This window comes from Paenibacillus montaniterrae (assembly GCF_018403185.1).
GTDB lineage: Bacteria > Bacillota > Bacilli > Paenibacillales > Paenibacillaceae > Pristimantibacillus > Pristimantibacillus montaniterrae.
On record NZ_BOSE01000011.1, the window covers coordinates 136788 to 153636 of the forward strand.

15 protein-coding genes and 1 riboswitch are annotated in these 16849 nt (G+C 48.0%); of the genes, 10 read left to right on the forward strand and 5 right to left on the reverse strand.

Annotated features, from left to right (window positions below):
- Nucleotides 1-16: 16 nt before the first annotated feature.
- The gene (locus KJS52_RS22875; RefSeq protein ID WP_213519619.1) at nt 17-1081 is read right to left on the reverse strand and encodes a phosphodiester glycosidase family protein; all 1065 of its coding nucleotides are present in this window, start codon (nt 1079-1081) and stop codon (nt 17-19) included.
- On the reverse strand, nt 1081-1530 hold the full coding sequence (locus KJS52_RS22880; protein WP_213519620.1) for a hypothetical protein: 450 nt from the start codon (nt 1528-1530) through the stop codon (nt 1081-1083). The genes KJS52_RS22875 and KJS52_RS22880 overlap by 1 nt, the downstream gene beginning before the upstream one ends.
- Nucleotides 1531-1665: 135 nt before the next feature.
- On the opposite strand from KJS52_RS22880, the gene msrB reads away from it, so the two are divergent.
- The gene (msrB, locus tag KJS52_RS22885) at nt 1666-2616 is read left to right on the forward strand and encodes a peptide-methionine (R)-S-oxide reductase MsrB (protein ID WP_281425684.1); all 951 of its coding nucleotides are present in this window, start codon (nt 1666-1668) and stop codon (nt 2614-2616) included.
- A gap of 62 nt (nt 2617-2678) precedes the next feature.
- Complete coding sequence (locus KJS52_RS22890; protein ID WP_213519621.1) at nt 2679-3266, forward strand: nitroreductase family protein; 588 nt, start codon at nt 2679-2681, stop codon at nt 3264-3266.
- Nucleotides 3267-3423: 157 nt separating this feature from the next.
- Here KJS52_RS22890 and KJS52_RS22895 read toward each other — a convergent pair whose 3' ends face one another.
- Nucleotides 3424-3762 carry a hypothetical protein gene (locus tag KJS52_RS22895; RefSeq protein WP_213519622.1) on the reverse strand — a complete coding sequence of 113 codons (339 nt, stop codon included), beginning with the start codon at nt 3760-3762 and terminating at the stop codon, nt 3424-3426.
- A 70-nt stretch (nt 3763-3832) separates the two neighbouring features.
- Nucleotides 3833-5116 (reverse strand): glycoside hydrolase family 18 protein, encoded by a 1284-nt coding sequence (locus KJS52_RS22900; protein ID WP_213519623.1) that lies wholly within the window; start codon nt 5114-5116, stop codon nt 3833-3835.
- A gap of 315 nt (nt 5117-5431) precedes the next feature.
- A riboswitch (purine riboswitch) is annotated at nt 5432-5532 on the forward strand.
- Between the two features lie 671 nt (nt 5533-6203).
- On the opposite strand from KJS52_RS22900, the gene purE reads away from it, so the two are divergent.
- The 4 genes from purE to KJS52_RS22920 all read left to right on the forward strand — a co-directional run bounded on the left by purE (nt 6204) and on the right by KJS52_RS22920 (nt 10925).
- A complete protein-coding gene (gene purE / locus KJS52_RS22905; protein ID WP_213519624.1) occupies nt 6204-6689 on the forward strand; it encodes a 5-(carboxyamino)imidazole ribonucleotide mutase in 486 nt (161 codons plus the stop codon).
- A complete protein-coding gene (gene purK, locus KJS52_RS22910) occupies nt 6686-7879 on the forward strand; it encodes a 5-(carboxyamino)imidazole ribonucleotide synthase (RefSeq protein WP_213519625.1) in 1194 nt (397 codons plus the stop codon). The genes purE and purK overlap by 4 nt, the downstream gene beginning before the upstream one ends.
- 27 nt (nt 7880-7906) lie before the next feature.
- Nucleotides 7907-9208 (forward strand): adenylosuccinate lyase, encoded by a 1302-nt coding sequence (gene purB / locus KJS52_RS22915; RefSeq protein WP_213519626.1) that lies wholly within the window; start codon nt 7907-7909, stop codon nt 9206-9208.
- A gap of 781 nt (nt 9209-9989) precedes the next feature.
- Nucleotides 9990-10925 (forward strand): phosphoribosylaminoimidazolesuccinocarboxamide synthase, encoded by a 936-nt coding sequence (locus KJS52_RS22920; protein WP_213519627.1) that lies wholly within the window; start codon nt 9990-9992, stop codon nt 10923-10925.
- Between the two features lie 128 nt (nt 10926-11053).
- On the opposite strand, the gene KJS52_RS22925 is transcribed toward KJS52_RS22920, so the two are convergent.
- A complete protein-coding gene (locus tag KJS52_RS22925; protein WP_213519628.1) occupies nt 11054-11242 on the reverse strand; it encodes a hypothetical protein in 189 nt (62 codons plus the stop codon).
- A gap of 595 nt (nt 11243-11837) precedes the next feature.
- Here KJS52_RS22925 and purS point away from each other — a divergent pair.
- The 4 genes from purS to purF are packed head-to-tail and all read left to right on the forward strand — an operon-like array spanning nt 11838 to nt 16473.
- Nucleotides 11838-12083, forward strand: a complete 246-nt coding sequence (purS, locus tag KJS52_RS22930; RefSeq protein ID WP_213519665.1) for a phosphoribosylformylglycinamidine synthase subunit PurS — start codon at nt 11838-11840, stop codon at nt 12081-12083.
- A gap of 4 nt (nt 12084-12087) precedes the next feature.
- Nucleotides 12088-12783 (forward strand): phosphoribosylformylglycinamidine synthase subunit PurQ, encoded by a 696-nt coding sequence (purQ, locus tag KJS52_RS22935; RefSeq protein WP_213519629.1) that lies wholly within the window; start codon nt 12088-12090, stop codon nt 12781-12783.
- A complete protein-coding gene (purL, locus tag KJS52_RS22940) occupies nt 12761-15007 on the forward strand; it encodes a phosphoribosylformylglycinamidine synthase subunit PurL (RefSeq protein ID WP_213519630.1) in 2247 nt (748 codons plus the stop codon). Before purQ ends, purL begins: the two co-directional genes overlap by 23 nt.
- Complete coding sequence (gene purF / locus KJS52_RS22945) at nt 14992-16473, forward strand: amidophosphoribosyltransferase (protein WP_213519631.1); 1482 nt, start codon at nt 14992-14994, stop codon at nt 16471-16473. Before purL ends, purF begins: the two co-directional genes overlap by 16 nt.
- Nucleotides 16474-16849 lie beyond the last annotated feature (376 nt).

Genomic DNA, 16849 nt, shown 5'->3' on the forward strand with positions numbered 1-16849 from the left:
GTTTTTTTCTTCGTCTTTATTTGAAAAATAATAAATGCGTTGGCAGCTTGCGAAGCTGTCCATCTGAAGGCGAGTTAATGATGCTGCCATTAAATATGAGTGAGGCAGAGCCCCCGCCATCCATATTGTAGGCCGAGACGACACCGAATTGCTGCAGCAGATCCTGCATTTCTGCTAATGTAGCTCCAGCGCTATCGTTCGTGTTATAGCCGTCCGTTACAAAGAGCAGCAGCTGATCATCCTTGTAGTTGGCAAGCACGACGCGCGGTGCACGGCTCGGCGACGTTTGCCATTTGCTCGGGATCGTTTGCTTTTTACCGTTTTGAATCAGGATCGGTACGAAGCTTGCACCAAACCGCGGCTTAAGCTTGTCCAATTTTTCCTTGTCTGTAAATTTGCCGCCGATCAATTCATTTTGACTGTTGAACCCGGCAAAAAACAAATCATTTTTGCTAGGCTGAAAGCCATTAACATATTCGCTGTCAATGATCGTCGTTCCAAGCGGATAACGCTTCGAGCCTGAATCGGCAAAGCCGCCAGCATTTACGGCGACAGCTGCGCCATAGGCTTTAGCTGCCTGCAGCGTAGTCATGGCATCGCCAGGCTCATCCCCGCCAAGCACCATATCAACTGCCGAGCTATCCTTTAATTTAATTTTGACGAGATAGCCTTTAAAATTCTCATAGCTTTTATAATATAGCTGTGCTCTCAGCTTGCTGCTGTTGATCGTTGAGGATGGTGTTCCGAGCTTGCCGCTAATTTTTTTGTCGTAAATGGCATATGGATATTCTAGCGCCTTTTTAATAACAGGCAGCAACGAGCTTACCAGCTCGGTTGTTTCATTATAGACGGTGTAGCTGCTTTCGATATTTTCACTCGCTGTTTTTGCCAGCTCAGTACTCGTTGTTAAAGCAGCAGCGATTTTCTCATGAGCTTGCTCCACCTCAACCAGCTTTGGCGCCTCCACTGGCTCTATCACTGGCGGTTCCTTGTTCACGATAAGCATTACCGCAATAAGGATGCCGATAAACGGGGCAATGACAAGCAGCATCAGGCGATTAAGAAACTGAATGCTGTTCATCACTTAAGCAGCTCCATACTTTTTTGCAGCTTCTGCAACTGCGATTTAATTTCGTTAATTTGCGAGTACAGCTGATTGCTATCATCGTTTTTGTCGCTGCTGTTGTCCTTGACGAAGGTTAGCAGCTGGTTCAATTCGTCGATTTGCTCGCCTAAAGCTGCAACTTTTTCCTGATAGCTGCTGTCCAGCTCATTAATTCGTGTTTCGTAGCTGCTGTCCAGCTCCTTAAGCTTTTGCTCCGTTTCCTGTCTCATTTGGGTAGTAAGCCGTTCTTCCACCTTGTTCATATATGTATAGGCTCCATATAAGCCACCTACGATTAATAATAGCCATAGCATAATGAAATTCAGGATGATCAACTTGGTGCGCCGCTTTTTCGTACGCTGCTGGCGCTTTTCTGAAACTGGCTGACTGGACTGGTTGGATAATTCTACTTGCATGTCTGACAATGTTTTCACCTCTAGAGTATTAGACGCAAATTTCGCCAAAAAGTTTGTGCTGTTTCGTGATTGTAACATTTTGGTGTTGGATTGGACTGTCATGTATAATAGAAATTGTAGTGAATCGTAAGGGAGGGAATACAATTGACTGAATTAGCAACGTTTGCAGGCGGCTGCTTTTGGTGCATGGTTACACCGTTTGATCGTATGGATGGGGTCATTGCGGTAACCTCAGGCTATACAGGAGGACATAAGCCTAATCCGACCTATGAAGAGGTATGCTCGGATACGACAGGCCACGTAGAGGCTGTACAAATAGAGTTTGATCCTTCCATCATCAGCTATGAGCAGCTGCTCGATAAATATTGGAAGCAAATTGATCCGACAGATGCTGGGGGCCAATTTCATGATCGGGGACATTCCTATCGCACCTTCATTTTTTACCATTCCGAGGAGCAGCGGAAGGCGGCTGAGCTATCCAAGCAAAAGCTTGCGGAAAGCGGCGTCTTCGACAAGCCGATTGTAACCGAAATTGTTCCTGCCGCAACCTTTTACCCGGCTGAGGACTATCACCAGGACTATCATCTGAAAAATCCGTTCCGCTATAAAATGTATCGTAAGGGCTCGGGCCGAGATGCGTTCATTAAGCAGCACTGGACGGTCAAAAAGAATGATGCGGAGCTAAAGGCCCGCTTGACGCCAATGCAGTATGAGGTCACGCAGCGCAATGCGACAGAGCCGCCTTTTCGCAATGAGTTCTGGGATCACAAAGAGGAAGGCATTTACGTCGATATCGTTTCAGGAGAACCGCTGTTCAGCTCAAAGGACAAATTTGATGCGCATTGCGGCTGGCCTAGCTTTACTAAGCCGCTTGAGGATGATCATGTCACCGAAGAAATGGATACAACTCATGGCATGATTCGGACTGAGGTGCGCTCCAAGTATGGCGATTCGCATTTGGGCCATGTATTTGAGGATGGACCGCAGCCGACAGGCTTGCGCTATTGTATTAACTCGGCTGCACTTGAGTTTATTCCAAAGGATAAGCTGGAGGAGCGAGGCTACGGGCAATATTTGAAGCTGTTCGAAAAATAAATGACAGCACAGAAGAAACGATTAGTTTGATCAATTCCAAAAAAATGGGAAGAGGAACGAACATGGCAAATGAATCCGTAACAAGCGCCGAGCAGCTGCTTGGCGCGCTGCGCGAACGCAGAACGATTGGACGCGTTAAAGGTGAAGAGGTTCCACGCGAGCTGATCGAACAACTGCTGGAGGCGGCTACTTGGGCGCCGAGTCATCATAACACTCAGCCTTGGAAATTCGTTGTAATGACTGGAGAGGGCCGCCGCTTGCTGGGCGAGGGCTACGCTAATGTTTATAGCGCGACCACTGGCGACCAAGACGTAGAAAAGCGTGAAAAGGAAGTTAAAAAGGCGTTTCGTGCTCCAGTCGTCATTGCGGCCATTTGTTCGCCGTCGGATGATCCGCGCGCAGTGCTGGCAGAGGAAGTAGCGGCCACACATGCTGCTGTGCAAAACGTGCTGCTGGCTGCTCATGCGCTTGGCTTGGGTGCTATTTGGCGCTCTGGCGCGCCGCTGTATCATGAGGCGATGCATCAGCAGTTCAAGCTGCGGGAAGATGAGCAGCTTGTTGGCTTCATCTATGTTGGCTATCCTGATATTACGCCAAATGCGCCAAGTCGCCGCTCGGTGCAAGAGGTGACGGAGTGGGTAGACAAGTAAAAGCTGATTCAAAGTAATTTCATGATATAAATAGAAGGAAACCGTTTCTCGTTGCATGGAGGTGACAGCCTGCCATCTGTGAGGAGACGGTTTCTTTTTTTAGTATCCCGGTTTAAGCATCCTAGTGAGCGGGTTTTCAGATACGCCCTGACATCGCTTATTCGTTTAGTAAAACAATTTTACTAACGTGGTATGTAGAATTAGATTTTTCGAGTGACAGGGGCGATTTGAAATACAACTTTACATCGTCGCCGATTTTAAAATCTTCAAACATTAATGGATTTCCTGAGCGGTCTTCATAAAGAGTATCGTCGCTAACGATGACTTTGCACGCAGTACCGATACTATTGCCGGATTCCTTTCTTGGATAACATTCAACGATCAGATTTCCTTGCTCGATACTGCTAATAAACGTTTCTAGCTGAGATGTTTTATTGCTGCAGCCCGCCGCAGCTAGCAACAACATTGCACAAAGCATAAGTAGTTTCAGCTTCATTTAATTACCTCCCCTATCAAGCTCTAAATTAATTGACGTGCTTAATTGGGGAAATGTTCCAGATGTAAAGCTACAGCAGCTTCTTCACTGAGAAGTTCTCGCTCAGCAAATACCAGTTTGTATTGGCTTCAATGCCCAGCTTCCAGTAGCTAACGCCGCGCAGGCCATGCTGCTTGACGAGGTTGAACTTGGCTTGCAAACTGCGCGCATCCTCAAACCAAACGATATGCTGCTTGCGCTCCTCATCATAGAAGGTAAAATGCGGCGATTGTGCGGTATTGTCGTATTCAATCGCGGCATTTCGTTCTCTGGCCAGCCTGATCGCCGCTTCTGTGCTCAGCGCTGTGGCACGAGACTCCCCTTGCACATAGGGAAGCGTCCAATGGTAGCCGTACAGCGGCATTCCCATCATAATCTTCTGCGCAGGAATTTTCGTCAAGGCGTAGTTAATGACCTTGGATACTTCATTTAACGGAGCAACAGCACGCGGCGGTCCGCCAGTCCAGCCCCACTCATAGGTCATCAAAATGACGAAATCAACAATTTCTCCATGCGCACGATAATCATGCGCTTCATAGAGCAGGCCTTCCTGATCAGCGCTATATTTTGGAGCAACAGCAGTCGATACAAGCCAGCCAAATTGGTGGAGATGACGCGTAATATCACGCAAAAAGGAGTTGTACAGCTCGCGATCCTCCGGCAGCACGTATTCAAAATCGATATTAAGTGCTTTAAAGCCGCGATCCTGCATCGTATTCGATACCGTCGTAATTAAATGCGTATACGATTGCTGGTTGTTGAGCACTTCATGAATCAGCTCACTGGAAAAGCCTTCTTCCGAAATATTGGTGATTGCCATCATCGGGGCGACGCGATTGGCGAGTGCTGCATCGCGCAGCTGTTGATCATCAAGCTCGACAAGTGTTCCGTCTGTCTGAATTTTGTAGCTGAATAAGGTAACATAGGTCAGCTCATCGCTGTGCTGAGTAATTTCCGCGGCGGCCTGTTCGTCCATCCGCTCCATGTAGCCATTGACCTCAATCGTCATCAGGGTAGGCTGAGGAATAATAATAATTTGCCCTGGACTGATTAAAGCGGGGTTCGTTAATTGGTTGGCAGCAGCGACCTCCTGCAAGCTCAGGCCATACTGGCGGGCAATTGACCAAAGCGATTCGCCGCGCGCGACCTTGTGGGTTCGATTGCCGGGTGGAGAAGGGATGATCAAGGCTTGCCCTACTACTAAGCTGTCATTTTCTGCTATTGCGTTGACATCAATAATATGCTGGAGCGGGACGCCGTATTGCTGTGCAAGATTCCACAGCGAATCATTGCGCTTTACCGTATGAATTTGCATCGTGCAGCCCTCCTTTAACTTTTCATATTTCTAAACAAAGCCTTTCCTTCAAACGAGCACACGATATGCTAATATATATTCCCGCATATTTGTCCATATTAATGATTTGCATAAAGTTTGCAGTCTTCTGCAATTATTCGTAGTAGACGTGACGTATGATGTCAGTTTTTAAGGTTTAAGCAAGATAAAAGAATGGAAAATGGCTGTAAATCGAGAAATGAATGTTAGAAAAACGAACTATCAGAAATAAAAGATTGTGAATGTTCGTATTTTGTTGACAGTGCCTAATACATTCGATAAACTATAGTTGTTGTTGAAAACTGCATAGGTTTATCTCGTATATGTTTGAGGGAATGGCTCAAACGTTTCTACCCGGAACCGAAACTTTCTGGACTACGAGCTTCGTATAAGATTGAAGAAGGATACGCCCGGCAGCAAGCAATTTTATAGGCTGCTTGCTGATCTGAAGGTTGTTCCTGACGTTACTAACTCTTCGATCAAGTTATTAGTAGAAACTGGCGAGCTTCGTAACGCGCAAGTTTCATCGAAGTCCAGTAGCAAGAAGAGAGATGTATTGCTAGTGGGCTTTTTTATGTCTTATTTAAGCCACATCATTAAAATAAAAAGTTTAAAAAGGATGGCTTTCAGGACCAAGAAGATGGCACGATACTAGAAAGCGAGGAGCGCTAGCTGCGGCAAAAAGCTACGTGAGCACCTCCAATGTTTCCGCAGGAAACATACATCGGAAGCATAACCTTTCGCTAGCGTGACATATTCGCCGTCGAATAAGCTTCAAAGAGAAACATCGTCATCAAAGTCATGCTTTTTAAACTACATCATTAAAATAAGAAGTTTAAAAAGGATGGCTTTCAGGACCAAGAAGCTTGGACGCTAGTTAGAAAACGAGGAGCGCAGCGTAGGCAAAAGCTACGTGAGCACCTCCAATGTTTCCGCAGGAAACATACATCGGAAGCATAACCTTTCGCTAGCGTGACATATTCGCCGTCGAATAAGCTACAACGAGAAACATCGTCATCAAAGCCATCATTTTTAAACTACATCTAAATAGAAGGTAGGTATTGTGTTTATGTCCGCACAAGTAGGCGTAATCATGGGAAGCAAGTCAGATTGGGCAACCATGAAACTGGCATGCGATATTTTGGATGAGCTGGAGATTCCGTATGAGAAAAAGGTTGTTTCTGCGCATCGCACTCCGGATTTGATGTTTGAATACGCGGAGACAGCGGCAGAGCGAGGAATAAAGGTCATTATTGCGGGTGCAGGTGGTGCTGCTCATTTGCCAGGTATGGTTGCAGCTAAAACGACGCTGCCCGTTATTGGCGTGCCTGTAAAATCCTCGAATTTGAATGGTCTTGACTCCTTGCTATCGATTGTGCAAATGCCTGGCGGAATTCCGGTTGCAACGGTTGCGATCGGCAACGCAGGAGCAACGAATGCAGGCTTGTTGGCCGCTCAAATGCTAGGCGCCTTTGACCCAGCGGTTCAAGCACGAGTTGAAGCTCGTCGCGAGCGTGTGAAGCAAGAGGTGCTGGAAAGCAGTGATGAGCTATGAGCAGCCGTAATGGTCAAAGCATAAAAACGATACTACCTGGTGCCACTATTGGCGTACTTGGCGGCGGTCAGCTAGGTCGCATGCTTGCAAATGCAGGCAGCGAGCTCGGCTACCGCTTTGTTACGCTTGACTCGACTGAACATGGGCCAATGGGGCAGGTCAGCGAGCAAATCGTTGCTGCATACAGTGATGCTGAAGCGGCTCGTCAACTGGCGCAGCGCTCGGATGTCATTACGTACGAATTTGAAAATGTAAGTGCGGAAGTGGCGGGCATGCTGATGCAGGAAGCCTATGTGCCGCAGGGCAATCATTTGCTATACACGACACAGCATCGCTTGCGTGAAAAGCGGGCGATTGAGGCTGCTGGCGTGCCGGTAGCGCCTTATCGCGAAATTGCCACGCTGGAGGATTTACAGCAGGGAGTCGAGCAGTTTGGTGTGCCGTGCGTGCTGAAAACGGCAACTGGCGGCTATGACGGTAAAGGGCAATGGGTTATTCGCAGCACGGATGAGCTTGAAGAAGCCTTCGTCACGCTTTCCAAGGCGAAAACCGAGCTTGTGCTGGAGCAATTTATCCACTTTAAGAAGGAAATTTCGGTTATTGCTGCCCGCAGTCCGCAAGGTGAAATAAAAGTGTTCCCTGCGGCTGAAAATATTCATGTGAGCAATATTTTGCATTTATCGATTGTTCCGGCTCGAATTTCGCAGGAGCTAAGAGAGCAAGCTGAGCAGCTGGCAGTGAAAATTGCCCAAGGGCTTGATGCTGTCGGTCTTATTGCTGTTGAGATGTTCGTTGCTGATGGGGATCGACTTTATGTCAATGAGCTGGCGCCGCGTCCACATAATAGCGGGCATTACACAATGGAGGCTTGCCGCACCTCGCAGTTTGAGCAGCATGTGCGTGCGGTGTGCAATTTGCCGCTTGGCGATCCGTCGTTAACGACTCCGGTCGTTATGGTTAATGTGCTTGGACAGCATGTCGCGCCTTTGCTTGAGCGTATGGCGGCTGAGGATCCGTTGGCGGCTGAGCTGGTCGTAGTGCCTAAGGTTCATTTGTACGGCAAGGCAGATGCGGTGCACAACCGCAAAATGGGACATGTTAATGTACTGGCTACCAGCATCGAGGCTGCCATGCAATGGATTGAAGGCACTGGCATTTGGCAGGATGAATGGAATAGCTGGAATAAATAAAAAAATGAGTTGGAAGGTGTTTCTTGAATGTTAGATCGTTACAGCAGACCAGAAATGAGAGCAATCTGGACGGAGCAAAACAAGTTTCAAGCATGGCTGGAGGTTGAGCTTTACGCTTGCGAGGCCTGGTCCGAGCTAGGCGTTATTCCACGCGAGGATGTTGAAGCGCTGCGTGCCAATGCAAGCTTTAATATCGAGCGCATTTATGAAATCGAGCAGGAAACACGCCATGATGTTATTGCATTTACTCGCGCAGTATCTGAAACAGTTGGTCCGGAACGCAAATGGGTGCACTATGGTCTGACTTCTACCGATGTCGTGGATACAGCTAACGGCTACTTGCTGCGCCAGGCTAATGAAATTTTGCACAAGGATATTGTCAACTTCATCGACATTGTTCGTGAACAGGCGATTCGTTATAAAGATACACCAATGATGGGCCGTACGCACGGCGTGCACGCTGAGCCAACGACTTTCGGCTTGAAGCTGGCGCTATGGTACGAGGAAATGAAGCGCAATCTTGAGCGTTTCGAGCATGCAGCAGACAACGTTCAGTATGGCAAAATTTCTGGTGCGGTCGGCACGTATGCGAATATTGATCCATTTGTTGAGCAGTTTGTATGCCAGAAGCTGGGCATCAAAGCGGCTCCGATATCAACGCAAACCCTTCAGCGTGACCGCCATGCAGAATATGTGGCGACGCTTGCGTTGATCGCAACCTCGCTTGATAAATTCGCCACAGAAATTCGCGCATTGCAAAAAAGCGAATTCCGCGAGGTGGAGGAGCCATTTGCAAAAGGTCAAAAGGGCTCTTCGGCTATGCCGCATAAGCGCAACCCGATCGGCTGCGAAAATATTTCCGGCTTGTCCCGTGTCATTCGCGGCCATATGCTGACAGCTTACGAAAATGTAACGCTTTGGCATGAAAGAGATATTTCACATTCTTCCGCAGAGCGCGTTATCCTTCCGGATGCGACGATGCTGCTTAACTATATGTTGAACCGTCTTGGCAACATTATTAAAAACTTGACGGTATTCCCTGAAAATATGAAGCGCAACATGCAAGCGACGTACGGTGTGCCTTTCTCCGGTCGCGTATTGACGAAGCTGATTGATAAAGGCTTCAGCCGCGAGCAGGCTTATGATACAGTGCAGCCGCGCGCGATGCAGGCATGGGAAACGAAAACGCAATTCCGTGACATTATTGAAGCAACTGAGGAGATTACGTCGGTGCTTTCGCCAGAGGAGATCGATGATTGCTTTAATCCGGGGTGGCATTTAAAGCACGTGGACACGATTTTCACCCGCCTCGGGTTGCTCGAAGATTAATACGATGCGTTTGCTGACGCAGCGTATTCGGCGGCGAGCTTTGCGTTCATCGCTCGTTCCGGTGCTCACGTACCAATTGCGTACGCTGCGCTCCTCTCTTCGCTAGCTTCACGCAAATCTCTTGGTCTTAATCTCCGAGCAATTCATGGAGCAGCCTGCATGCGTTACCCGCGAAGCTTCTGTGATTGTTCACGAGTGATCACGATGTGATGCTTCGTAGCGTATTCGACGGCGAGCTTTGCGTTCATCGCTCGTTCCGGTGCTCACGTACCAATCCCGTACGCTGTGCTCCTCACTTCGCTAGCTTCACGCAAATCTCTTGGTGCTGACTCGTGAACCTTCGAGGAAGCGTCTTGCATGCGTTACCCGCGAAGCTTCTGTGATTGTAGCTCGGGGAAGCGTCTTGTATGCGACGCTTCGCGTGTTGTGGGAGGTTCGGCGAAGTTCTTGTGTGTGACGCTTCGGAGTCGCGAAGAACGGCAACCAAGGTTTCCTGCTTCGCGTGTTGTGTGGGAGGTTCGGCGAAGTTCTTGTATGTATCGCTACGGAGTCGCGAAGGACGGCAACTTGGTTGCCTGCTTCGCGTGTTGTGGGAGGTTCGGCGAAGTTCTTGTATGTGTCGCTGTGGGGTCGCGAAGGACGGCAACTTGGTTGCCTGCTTCACGATTGTGTGAGGTATTCGGTGGAGTGTTTTGTTGGTATTGCTTTGATGTCGTGAAGGGCGAGCGCCTTGGTTGCTCTGCTTCACGGCTATGATATTTTATTTAGGAGGAATAAGTTCATGACTACGCAAGTGATGGCGATCTCATCAGCTGTTGAGTACGTACGTGCGCCGCTGATTTATAAAGGTAAGGTTCGTGAGCTGTATGATCTGGGAGAGCATTTCCTGATTGTGGTTACGGATCGTATTTCGGCGTTTGATTATGTGCTTGAGCCGGCTGTACCTGATAAGGGTAATGTGCTGAATTCGTTGTCGGCTTTTTGGTTTGGGCTGACTGAGGACATTATTGCCAACCATGTTGTGCACACTGATGTGTATAAGCTGGGCGATGTGATTACGGAGCCTGAGCTGCTTAAGCATCGTATTACGGTTACTCGCAAGGCTGAGCGCATTGACATGGAATGTATTGTACGCGGCTATATTACTGGCGGTGGTTGGAGACAGTATGAGAAAACCGGGGCGATTAATGGTGATCCGCTGCCTGCTGGCCTTCGCAAGAATGAGAAGCTGCCTGAGCCGATTTTTACGCCTTCTGCCAAAAATGATATCGGGCATGATGAGGATATTTCATTTGCGGAAATGAGCAAACGAATCGGCAAGGAGCTGGCGGAGACGCTGCGCGAGCGTAGTCTTGCACTTTACAATTTTGCACATCGCTATTGTTTGGAAAAAGGTATTATTTTGGCGGACTGCAAATTTGAATTTGGCATTATTGATGGTGAAATTATTTTGATCGATGAAATTTTCACGCCAGATTCCTCTCGCTTCTGGGCAGAAGATAAATTCGCCTACGATATTGAGATTGACAGTATGGATAAGGAGCCAGTGCGCGCCTATTTGCTTCAATCGGATTGGGATCGCGAAAGCATGCCGGCACCATTGCCGCAGCAGGTTGTTGAAGAGACGACTGAGCGGTATCGGGGGATATATACTCGACTAACAGGCAATAAGGTAGTTCAAAAATCCGACTTTGATGACGATGTAACTTCGTTGTAGCGGATTCGGCGGCGAATCTTGAACGCTAGCGAAAACTGCGGTGCTCACGTAGCTCTGCTCTACGCTGCGCTCCTCGTTTTCTACTAGCGTCCAAGCTTCTTGGTCCTGAAAGCCGAATTTTTGAACTTTCATTGGAAGAGGTAGTTCAAAAATCCGACTTTGATGACGATGTAACTTCGTTGTAGCGGATTCGGCGGCGAATCTTGAACGCTAGCGAAAACTGCGGTGCTCACGTAGCTCTGCTCTACGCTGCGCTCCTCATTTTCTACTAGCGTCCAAGCTTCTTGGTCCTGAAAGCCGAATTTTTGAACTTTCATTGGAAGAGGTAGTTCAAAAAGCTCGACTTTGATGACGATGTAACTTCGTTGTAGCGGATTCGGCGGCGAATCTTGAACGCTAGCGAAAGGTTATGCTTCCGATGTATGTTTCCTACGGAAACATTGGAGGTGCTCACGTAGCTTTTTACCTACGCTGCGCTCCGCGCCTTCTAGTATCGTCCAAGCTTCTTGCTCTTGCTTGCAAAAAGTACACCAGCGGAGGAGCAAAGCATCCGAAAAACGAAGTGAGTCGCCTTTAACATCGTAATGCAACCTTAAAAAATTCAAATAAGATAGCATTACGATTTAAAAAGCGACTGGAGGATGCTTTGCTCCGGAGCGCTGTAAAGCTTACGAAGAGGCATTAAAAAAGCTCGACTTTGAATACACTGCGTGCGATCACTTCGTAGCGTATTCGATGGAGAAAGCACCAGCGGAGGAGCAAAGCATCCGAAAAACGAAGTGAGTCGCCTTTAACATCGTAATGCAACCTTAAAGAATCAAATAATAGAGCATTACGATTTAAAAAGCGACTGTAGGATGCTTTGCTCCGGAGCGTTGAATAAATTAAAAAAGTCTTGGGAGGCTATTGGCTATTATGAAAGCAACTGTTTACGTAACGATTAAAGAAAATGTACTAGATCCACAAGGAGTTGCGGTGCAAGGCGGTCTTCATTCGCTTGGGTTTAATGAGGTAGGCAAGGTTCGCATCGGCAAATATCTAGAGCTTGAACTTGATACTACCGATCGTGCGGAGGCTGAAGCTCGCCTGAAAGTAATGTGCGAAAAGCTGTTGGCTAATACGGTTGTTGAAGACTACCGATTTGAACTGGAGGACTAATAAAATGAAGTTTGCGGTACTTGTATTTCCAGGCTCGAACTGTGATATTGATTGCTACAAAGCTGTAGAGCAAACAATCGGTCAAGAAGTAGACTATGTGTGGCATACGGCTACGGATCTGTCAGCTTATGATTGCATTCTCGTACCAGGGGGCTTTTCATACGGCGACTATCTTCGTTGCGGAGCAATTGCTCGCTTTGCCAATGTGATGAACGAGGTTAAAAAGGCTGCAGACGCAGGCAAATATATTTTGGGCATCTGCAACGGCTTCCAAATTTTGACCGAAGCTAATTTGCTGCCAGGTGCGCTTATTCGCAACAACGGCTTGAAATTCCGCTGCCATCAATCGCCGCTTGAAGTGGTTAACAATCAAAACCCGTTTACGCGCGATTATGAGCAGGGTGAAGTGATTTCGATTCCTATCGCTCATGGAGAAGGCAACTATTTCTGTGATGAAGCAACGCTGGCTGAGCTTCAAGCGAACAATCAAATTATTTTCCGTTATGCAGGAGATTCTAATCCTAACGGTTCTGTAGATAATATTGCAGGTATTAGCAACAAAGTAGGCAATGTAGTAGGCATGATGCCTCACCCTGAGCGCGCAGTTAGCGAGATTTTGGGCTCAGCGGACGGCAAGCGCATGTTTACATCGATTTTGAATGCATGGAGGGAACAACATGGCACAGCAATTAACGGCTAAGGAGCCAACCGCAGAACAAATTGCGGAGCAAAAAATTTATCAGCAATTCGGCGTATCAGATTATGAGTATGAGCTAATCTGTGGCTTCCTTGGTGGTCGTAAGCCTAACTACACTGAAATCGGTGTATTCAGTGTTATGTGGTCCGAGCATTGTGCTTACAAAAACTCCAAGCCAATTTTGAAAAAGTTCCCGACCTCTGGACCGAAAGTATTGATGGGACCAGGCGAAGGTGCCGGTATTGTTGATATTGGCGACAACCAAGCGGTTGTATTCAAAATTGAATCTCATAACCATCCTTCAGCAGTTGAGCCTTACCAAGGCGCGGCTACTGGTGTGGGCGGCATTATTCGCGACATTTTCTCGATGGGGGCACGTCCGGTTGCATTGCTGAACAGCCTTCGTTTTGGACGTCTTGAAAATGAGCGCGTTAAATATTTGTTCGAAAATGTAGTAAGCGGTATTGCTGGCTACGGCAACTGTATCGGGATTCCGACAGTAGCCGGCGAGGTTAATTTTGATGAAAGCTATGAAGGAAACCCGCTTGTTAACGCAATGTGCGTCGGCCTTATTGATCATGATAAAATTCAGCGCGGTGTAGCAAAAGGCGTTGGCAACCCTGTATTCTATGTTGGCCCTGCGACTGGCCGCGACGGTATTCACGGTGCAACGTTCGCATCTGTTGAGCTATCTGAGGAGTCTGAAGAGAAGAAAACAGCGGTTCAGGTCGGAGATCCATTTATGGAGAAGCTTGTTATGGAAGCAACGCTTGAGCTGATCAATTCCGGCATCGTGCTTGGTATTCAGGATATGGGCGCGGCTGGTCTTACATGCTCCTCTGCGGAGATGGCTTCTAAAGCAGGCAACGGCCTTGAGCTTTACCTGGATGAAGTTCCTCAGCGCGAAAGCGATATGACACCTTATGAAATGATGCTTTCCGAATCGCAGGAGCGCATGCTGTTTGTCGTTGAGCCGCAGCATGAAGCACAGGCGAAGGAAATTTTCGACCGTTGGGGCGTTATTTGCGTCAAGGTCGGCAAAGTTACAGACGATGGACGTTTGCGCTTGTTCCATAAAGGCGAGCAAGTTGCGGATATGCCGGTTAAAGCGCTTGTTGACGAATGTCCAGTGTACAACCAGCCTTCCAAGGAGCCAGCATATTACGGTGAATTTGCCGATGTGAATGCGGCTGACTTTGCTGAAATTACAGATTTGAACGGAACATTAGCAGAAATTCTTGCATCGCCAACTGTGGCAAGCAAGGAATGGGTTTACAACCAATACGACTATATGGTTCGTACGGCAACAGCGGTACAGCCAGGCTCTGATGCTGCAGTTGTGCTTGTTGACGGTACACGCAAGGCGCTGGCGATGACGACAGACTGCAACAGCCGCTATGTTTATTTGGACCCTGTTGTGGGCGGACGCATTGCAGTTGCTGAAGCAGCGCGCAACATCGTTTGCTCTGGCGCTGAGCCGCTTGCAATTACAGATAACTTGAACTTCGGCTCTCCTGAGAAGCCGGAAGTGTTCTGGCAGATCGAAAAGTCTGCTGATGGCATTAGCGAAGCGTGCGTAGCGCTTGGAACACCGGTAATCGGTGGTAATGTCAGCTTGTACAATGAAAATGCAAAAGGCGCGATTTACCCGACTCCGGTTATCGGCATGGTTGGGCTCGTGCATGATGTTGACCATATTACAACGCAAAGCTTTAAGCAAGAAGGAGATGTCATTATCCTTCTGGGCGAGACAAAAGCGGAGTTCGGCGGCTCTGAGCTGCAATATATTAAACAAGGGGCACCTGTTGGTCGCCCGCCAATGCTTGATCTTGAAGTCGAGAAAAATGTGCAGCAGTCCTTGCTATCTGCAATTCAAAGCGGTCTGGTTGCATCCGCGCATGACTTGTCTGAAGGCGGAATTGCAGCTGCGCTTGCAGAATCCTGCATTAGCGGCGGCATCGGTGCGAAAGTCTCGGCAGCTACTGAGCTTCGTGCAGATCATTATTTGTTCAGTGAATCCCAATCTCGCATTTTGCTTTCTGCAACTCCTGAAAAAGCAGAGGAGCTGCTTGCTCATTTTGCAAACCGCGGTGTAAAAGCTACTGTTATCGGTACAGTTGGCGGAGAGGACCTAGAGATTAACATCAATCAAAAAGCAGCGATCAACACACCAGTTGCTAAACTTGAGAGAGTGTGGAAGGATGCGATTCCATGTCTAATGAAATAAAAGGCTTGCAGCTTTGGACGGGAGATCATTACAACGAAGGTATCGGTCGAGACGATATTTTTGATAAATTACGTGAGGAATGCGGCGTGTTTGGTGTCTTCGGACATCAAGACGCTGCTGCCGTTACCTTTTTTGGGCTGCATGCGCTTCAGCATCGCGGAGAGGAAAGCGCGGGCATTTGTACAGTGGACACCAGCGATGGCAACAAGTTCAACTATCATCGCGAGATGGGACTGGTTAAGGAGGTTTTTAATCAGCCGATTCTTGAGCGCTTGAAGGGTGAACGCGCGATTGGTCATGTCCGTTACTCGACTGCTGGTGAAAGCAAGCTGTCCAATGCTCAGCCGCTCGTGTTCAAATACCGCGACGGCGATCTTGCCATTGCAACGAACGGCAATATTGTAAATGCGCCGGAAATCCGCAAGGAGCTGGAAGACAGCGGCTCGATCTTCCAAACGTCCAGTGATACCGAGGTTATTGCCCATCTAATCGCACGCTCCAGCAAAGATTTTGTTGAAGCAACGCGCGATGCCCTTCGTCGTATCGTTGGCGGCTTTGCCTTTTTAATAATGACTAATGATAAGCTGATTGTAGCTTCAGATCCGCACGGCTTGCGACCATTATCTATGGCTGCCATTGGCGATGGGTATTTGTTCGCCTCTGAAACATGCGCATTTGAAACGGTTGGCGGTGAATATATTCGCGATGTACAGCCTGGCGAAATGATTATTGTTGATGAGTCTGGCATCCAGTATGATCGCTATGATGCAGGAGAATCTCGCCGCGCGATTTGCGCGATGGAATATATCTATTTTGCACGCCCGGACAGCGATATTAATGAAATCAACATCCATGCTGCCCGCAAGCGTATGGGCAAGCGATTGGCAGTTGAATCCTTCGTTGATGCCGATGTCGTAACAGGCGTACCGGATTCCAGTATTTCAGCAGCAATTGGCTATGCTGAGCAGACAGGAATTCCTTATGAGCTAGGACTTATAAAAAATAAATATACAGGTCGTACCTTTATCCAGCCTTCACAGGAGCTTCGCGAGCGCGGAGTTAAGATGAAGCTTTCGGCAGTCCGTAAGGTAGTCGAAGGCAAACGCGTCGTTATGATTGATGATTCAATTGTTCGCGGCACAACCTCGCTGCGCATCGTTAATTTGCTGCGTGAGGCAGGCGCGACTGAGGTGCATGTGCGCATTACTTCGCCTCCATTCAAAAATCCGTGTTACTACGGGATTGATACACCGGACCGCAAGGAGCTTATTGCTTCAAGTCGTACAGTTGAGGAAATTCGTCAGCAAATTAACGCTGACTCCCTCGCATTTCTGACGGATCAAGGCTTTATGGAAGCAGTAGGCGGCTTTGAAGGGAAGTATAAGCATGGCATGTGCATGGCTTGCTTCGACAATGATTATCCGACTGTGGTGAACGAGGAGTCAGACAAAAGCTGCAGCTGCTAAGAGAGGTAGTTCAAAATGTCCGACTTTGATGACGATGCGGCTTCTCTGTAGCTTATTCGACGGCGAATATGTCACGCTACCGAAAGCTGTGGTGCTCACGTAGCAAGTGCCTACGCTGCGCTCCTCGCTTTCTAGTATCGTGCCATATTCTTGGTCCTGAAAGCCGAACATTTTGAACTTTCATTGGAAGAAGTAGTTCAAAAAGCTCGACTTTGATGACGGTGTATTACGTTGGGGATTACTCGACGTCGAATCTTGAACGCTAGCGAAAATTCCGGTGCTCACGTAGTAAGTGCCGCAGCTAGCGCTCCTCGCTTTCTACTAGCGTCCAAGCTTCTTGGTTCTGCACTCAAAAAAAGCTACAGCGAAGGAGCAA

Coding starts and splice junctions, on each gene's coding strand:
- KJS52_RS22920 (WP_213519627.1), top strand. CDS start 9,990: ATGACTACGCAAGTGATGGCGATCTCATCAGCTGTTGAGTACGTACGT.
- purF (WP_213519631.1), top strand. CDS start 14,992: ATGTCTAATGAAATAAAAGGCTTGCAGCTTTGGACGGGAGATCATTAC.
- purL (WP_213519630.1), top strand. CDS start 12,761: ATGGCACAGCAATTAACGGCTAAGGAGCCAACCGCAGAACAAATTGCG.
- purB (WP_213519626.1), top strand. CDS start 7,907: ATGTTAGATCGTTACAGCAGACCAGAAATGAGAGCAATCTGGACGGAG.
- KJS52_RS22875 (WP_213519619.1), bottom strand. CDS start 1,081: ATGAACAGCATTCAGTTTCTTAATCGCCTGATGCTGCTTGTCATTGCC.
- KJS52_RS22890 (WP_213519621.1), top strand. CDS start 2,679: ATGGCAAATGAATCCGTAACAAGCGCCGAGCAGCTGCTTGGCGCGCTG.
- purK (WP_213519625.1), top strand. CDS start 6,686: ATGAGCAGCCGTAATGGTCAAAGCATAAAAACGATACTACCTGGTGCC.
- KJS52_RS22925 (WP_213519628.1), bottom strand. CDS start 11,242: ATGAAAGTTCAAAAATTCGGCTTTCAGGACCAAGAAGCTTGGACGCTA.
- KJS52_RS22895 (WP_213519622.1), bottom strand. CDS start 3,762: ATGAAGCTGAAACTACTTATGCTTTGTGCAATGTTGTTGCTAGCTGCG.
- KJS52_RS22900 (WP_213519623.1), bottom strand. CDS start 5,116: ATGCAAATTCATACGGTAAAGCGCAATGATTCGCTGTGGAATCTTGCA.
- purQ (WP_213519629.1), top strand. CDS start 12,088: ATGAAGTTTGCGGTACTTGTATTTCCAGGCTCGAACTGTGATATTGAT.
- purE (WP_213519624.1), top strand. CDS start 6,204: ATGTCCGCACAAGTAGGCGTAATCATGGGAAGCAAGTCAGATTGGGCA.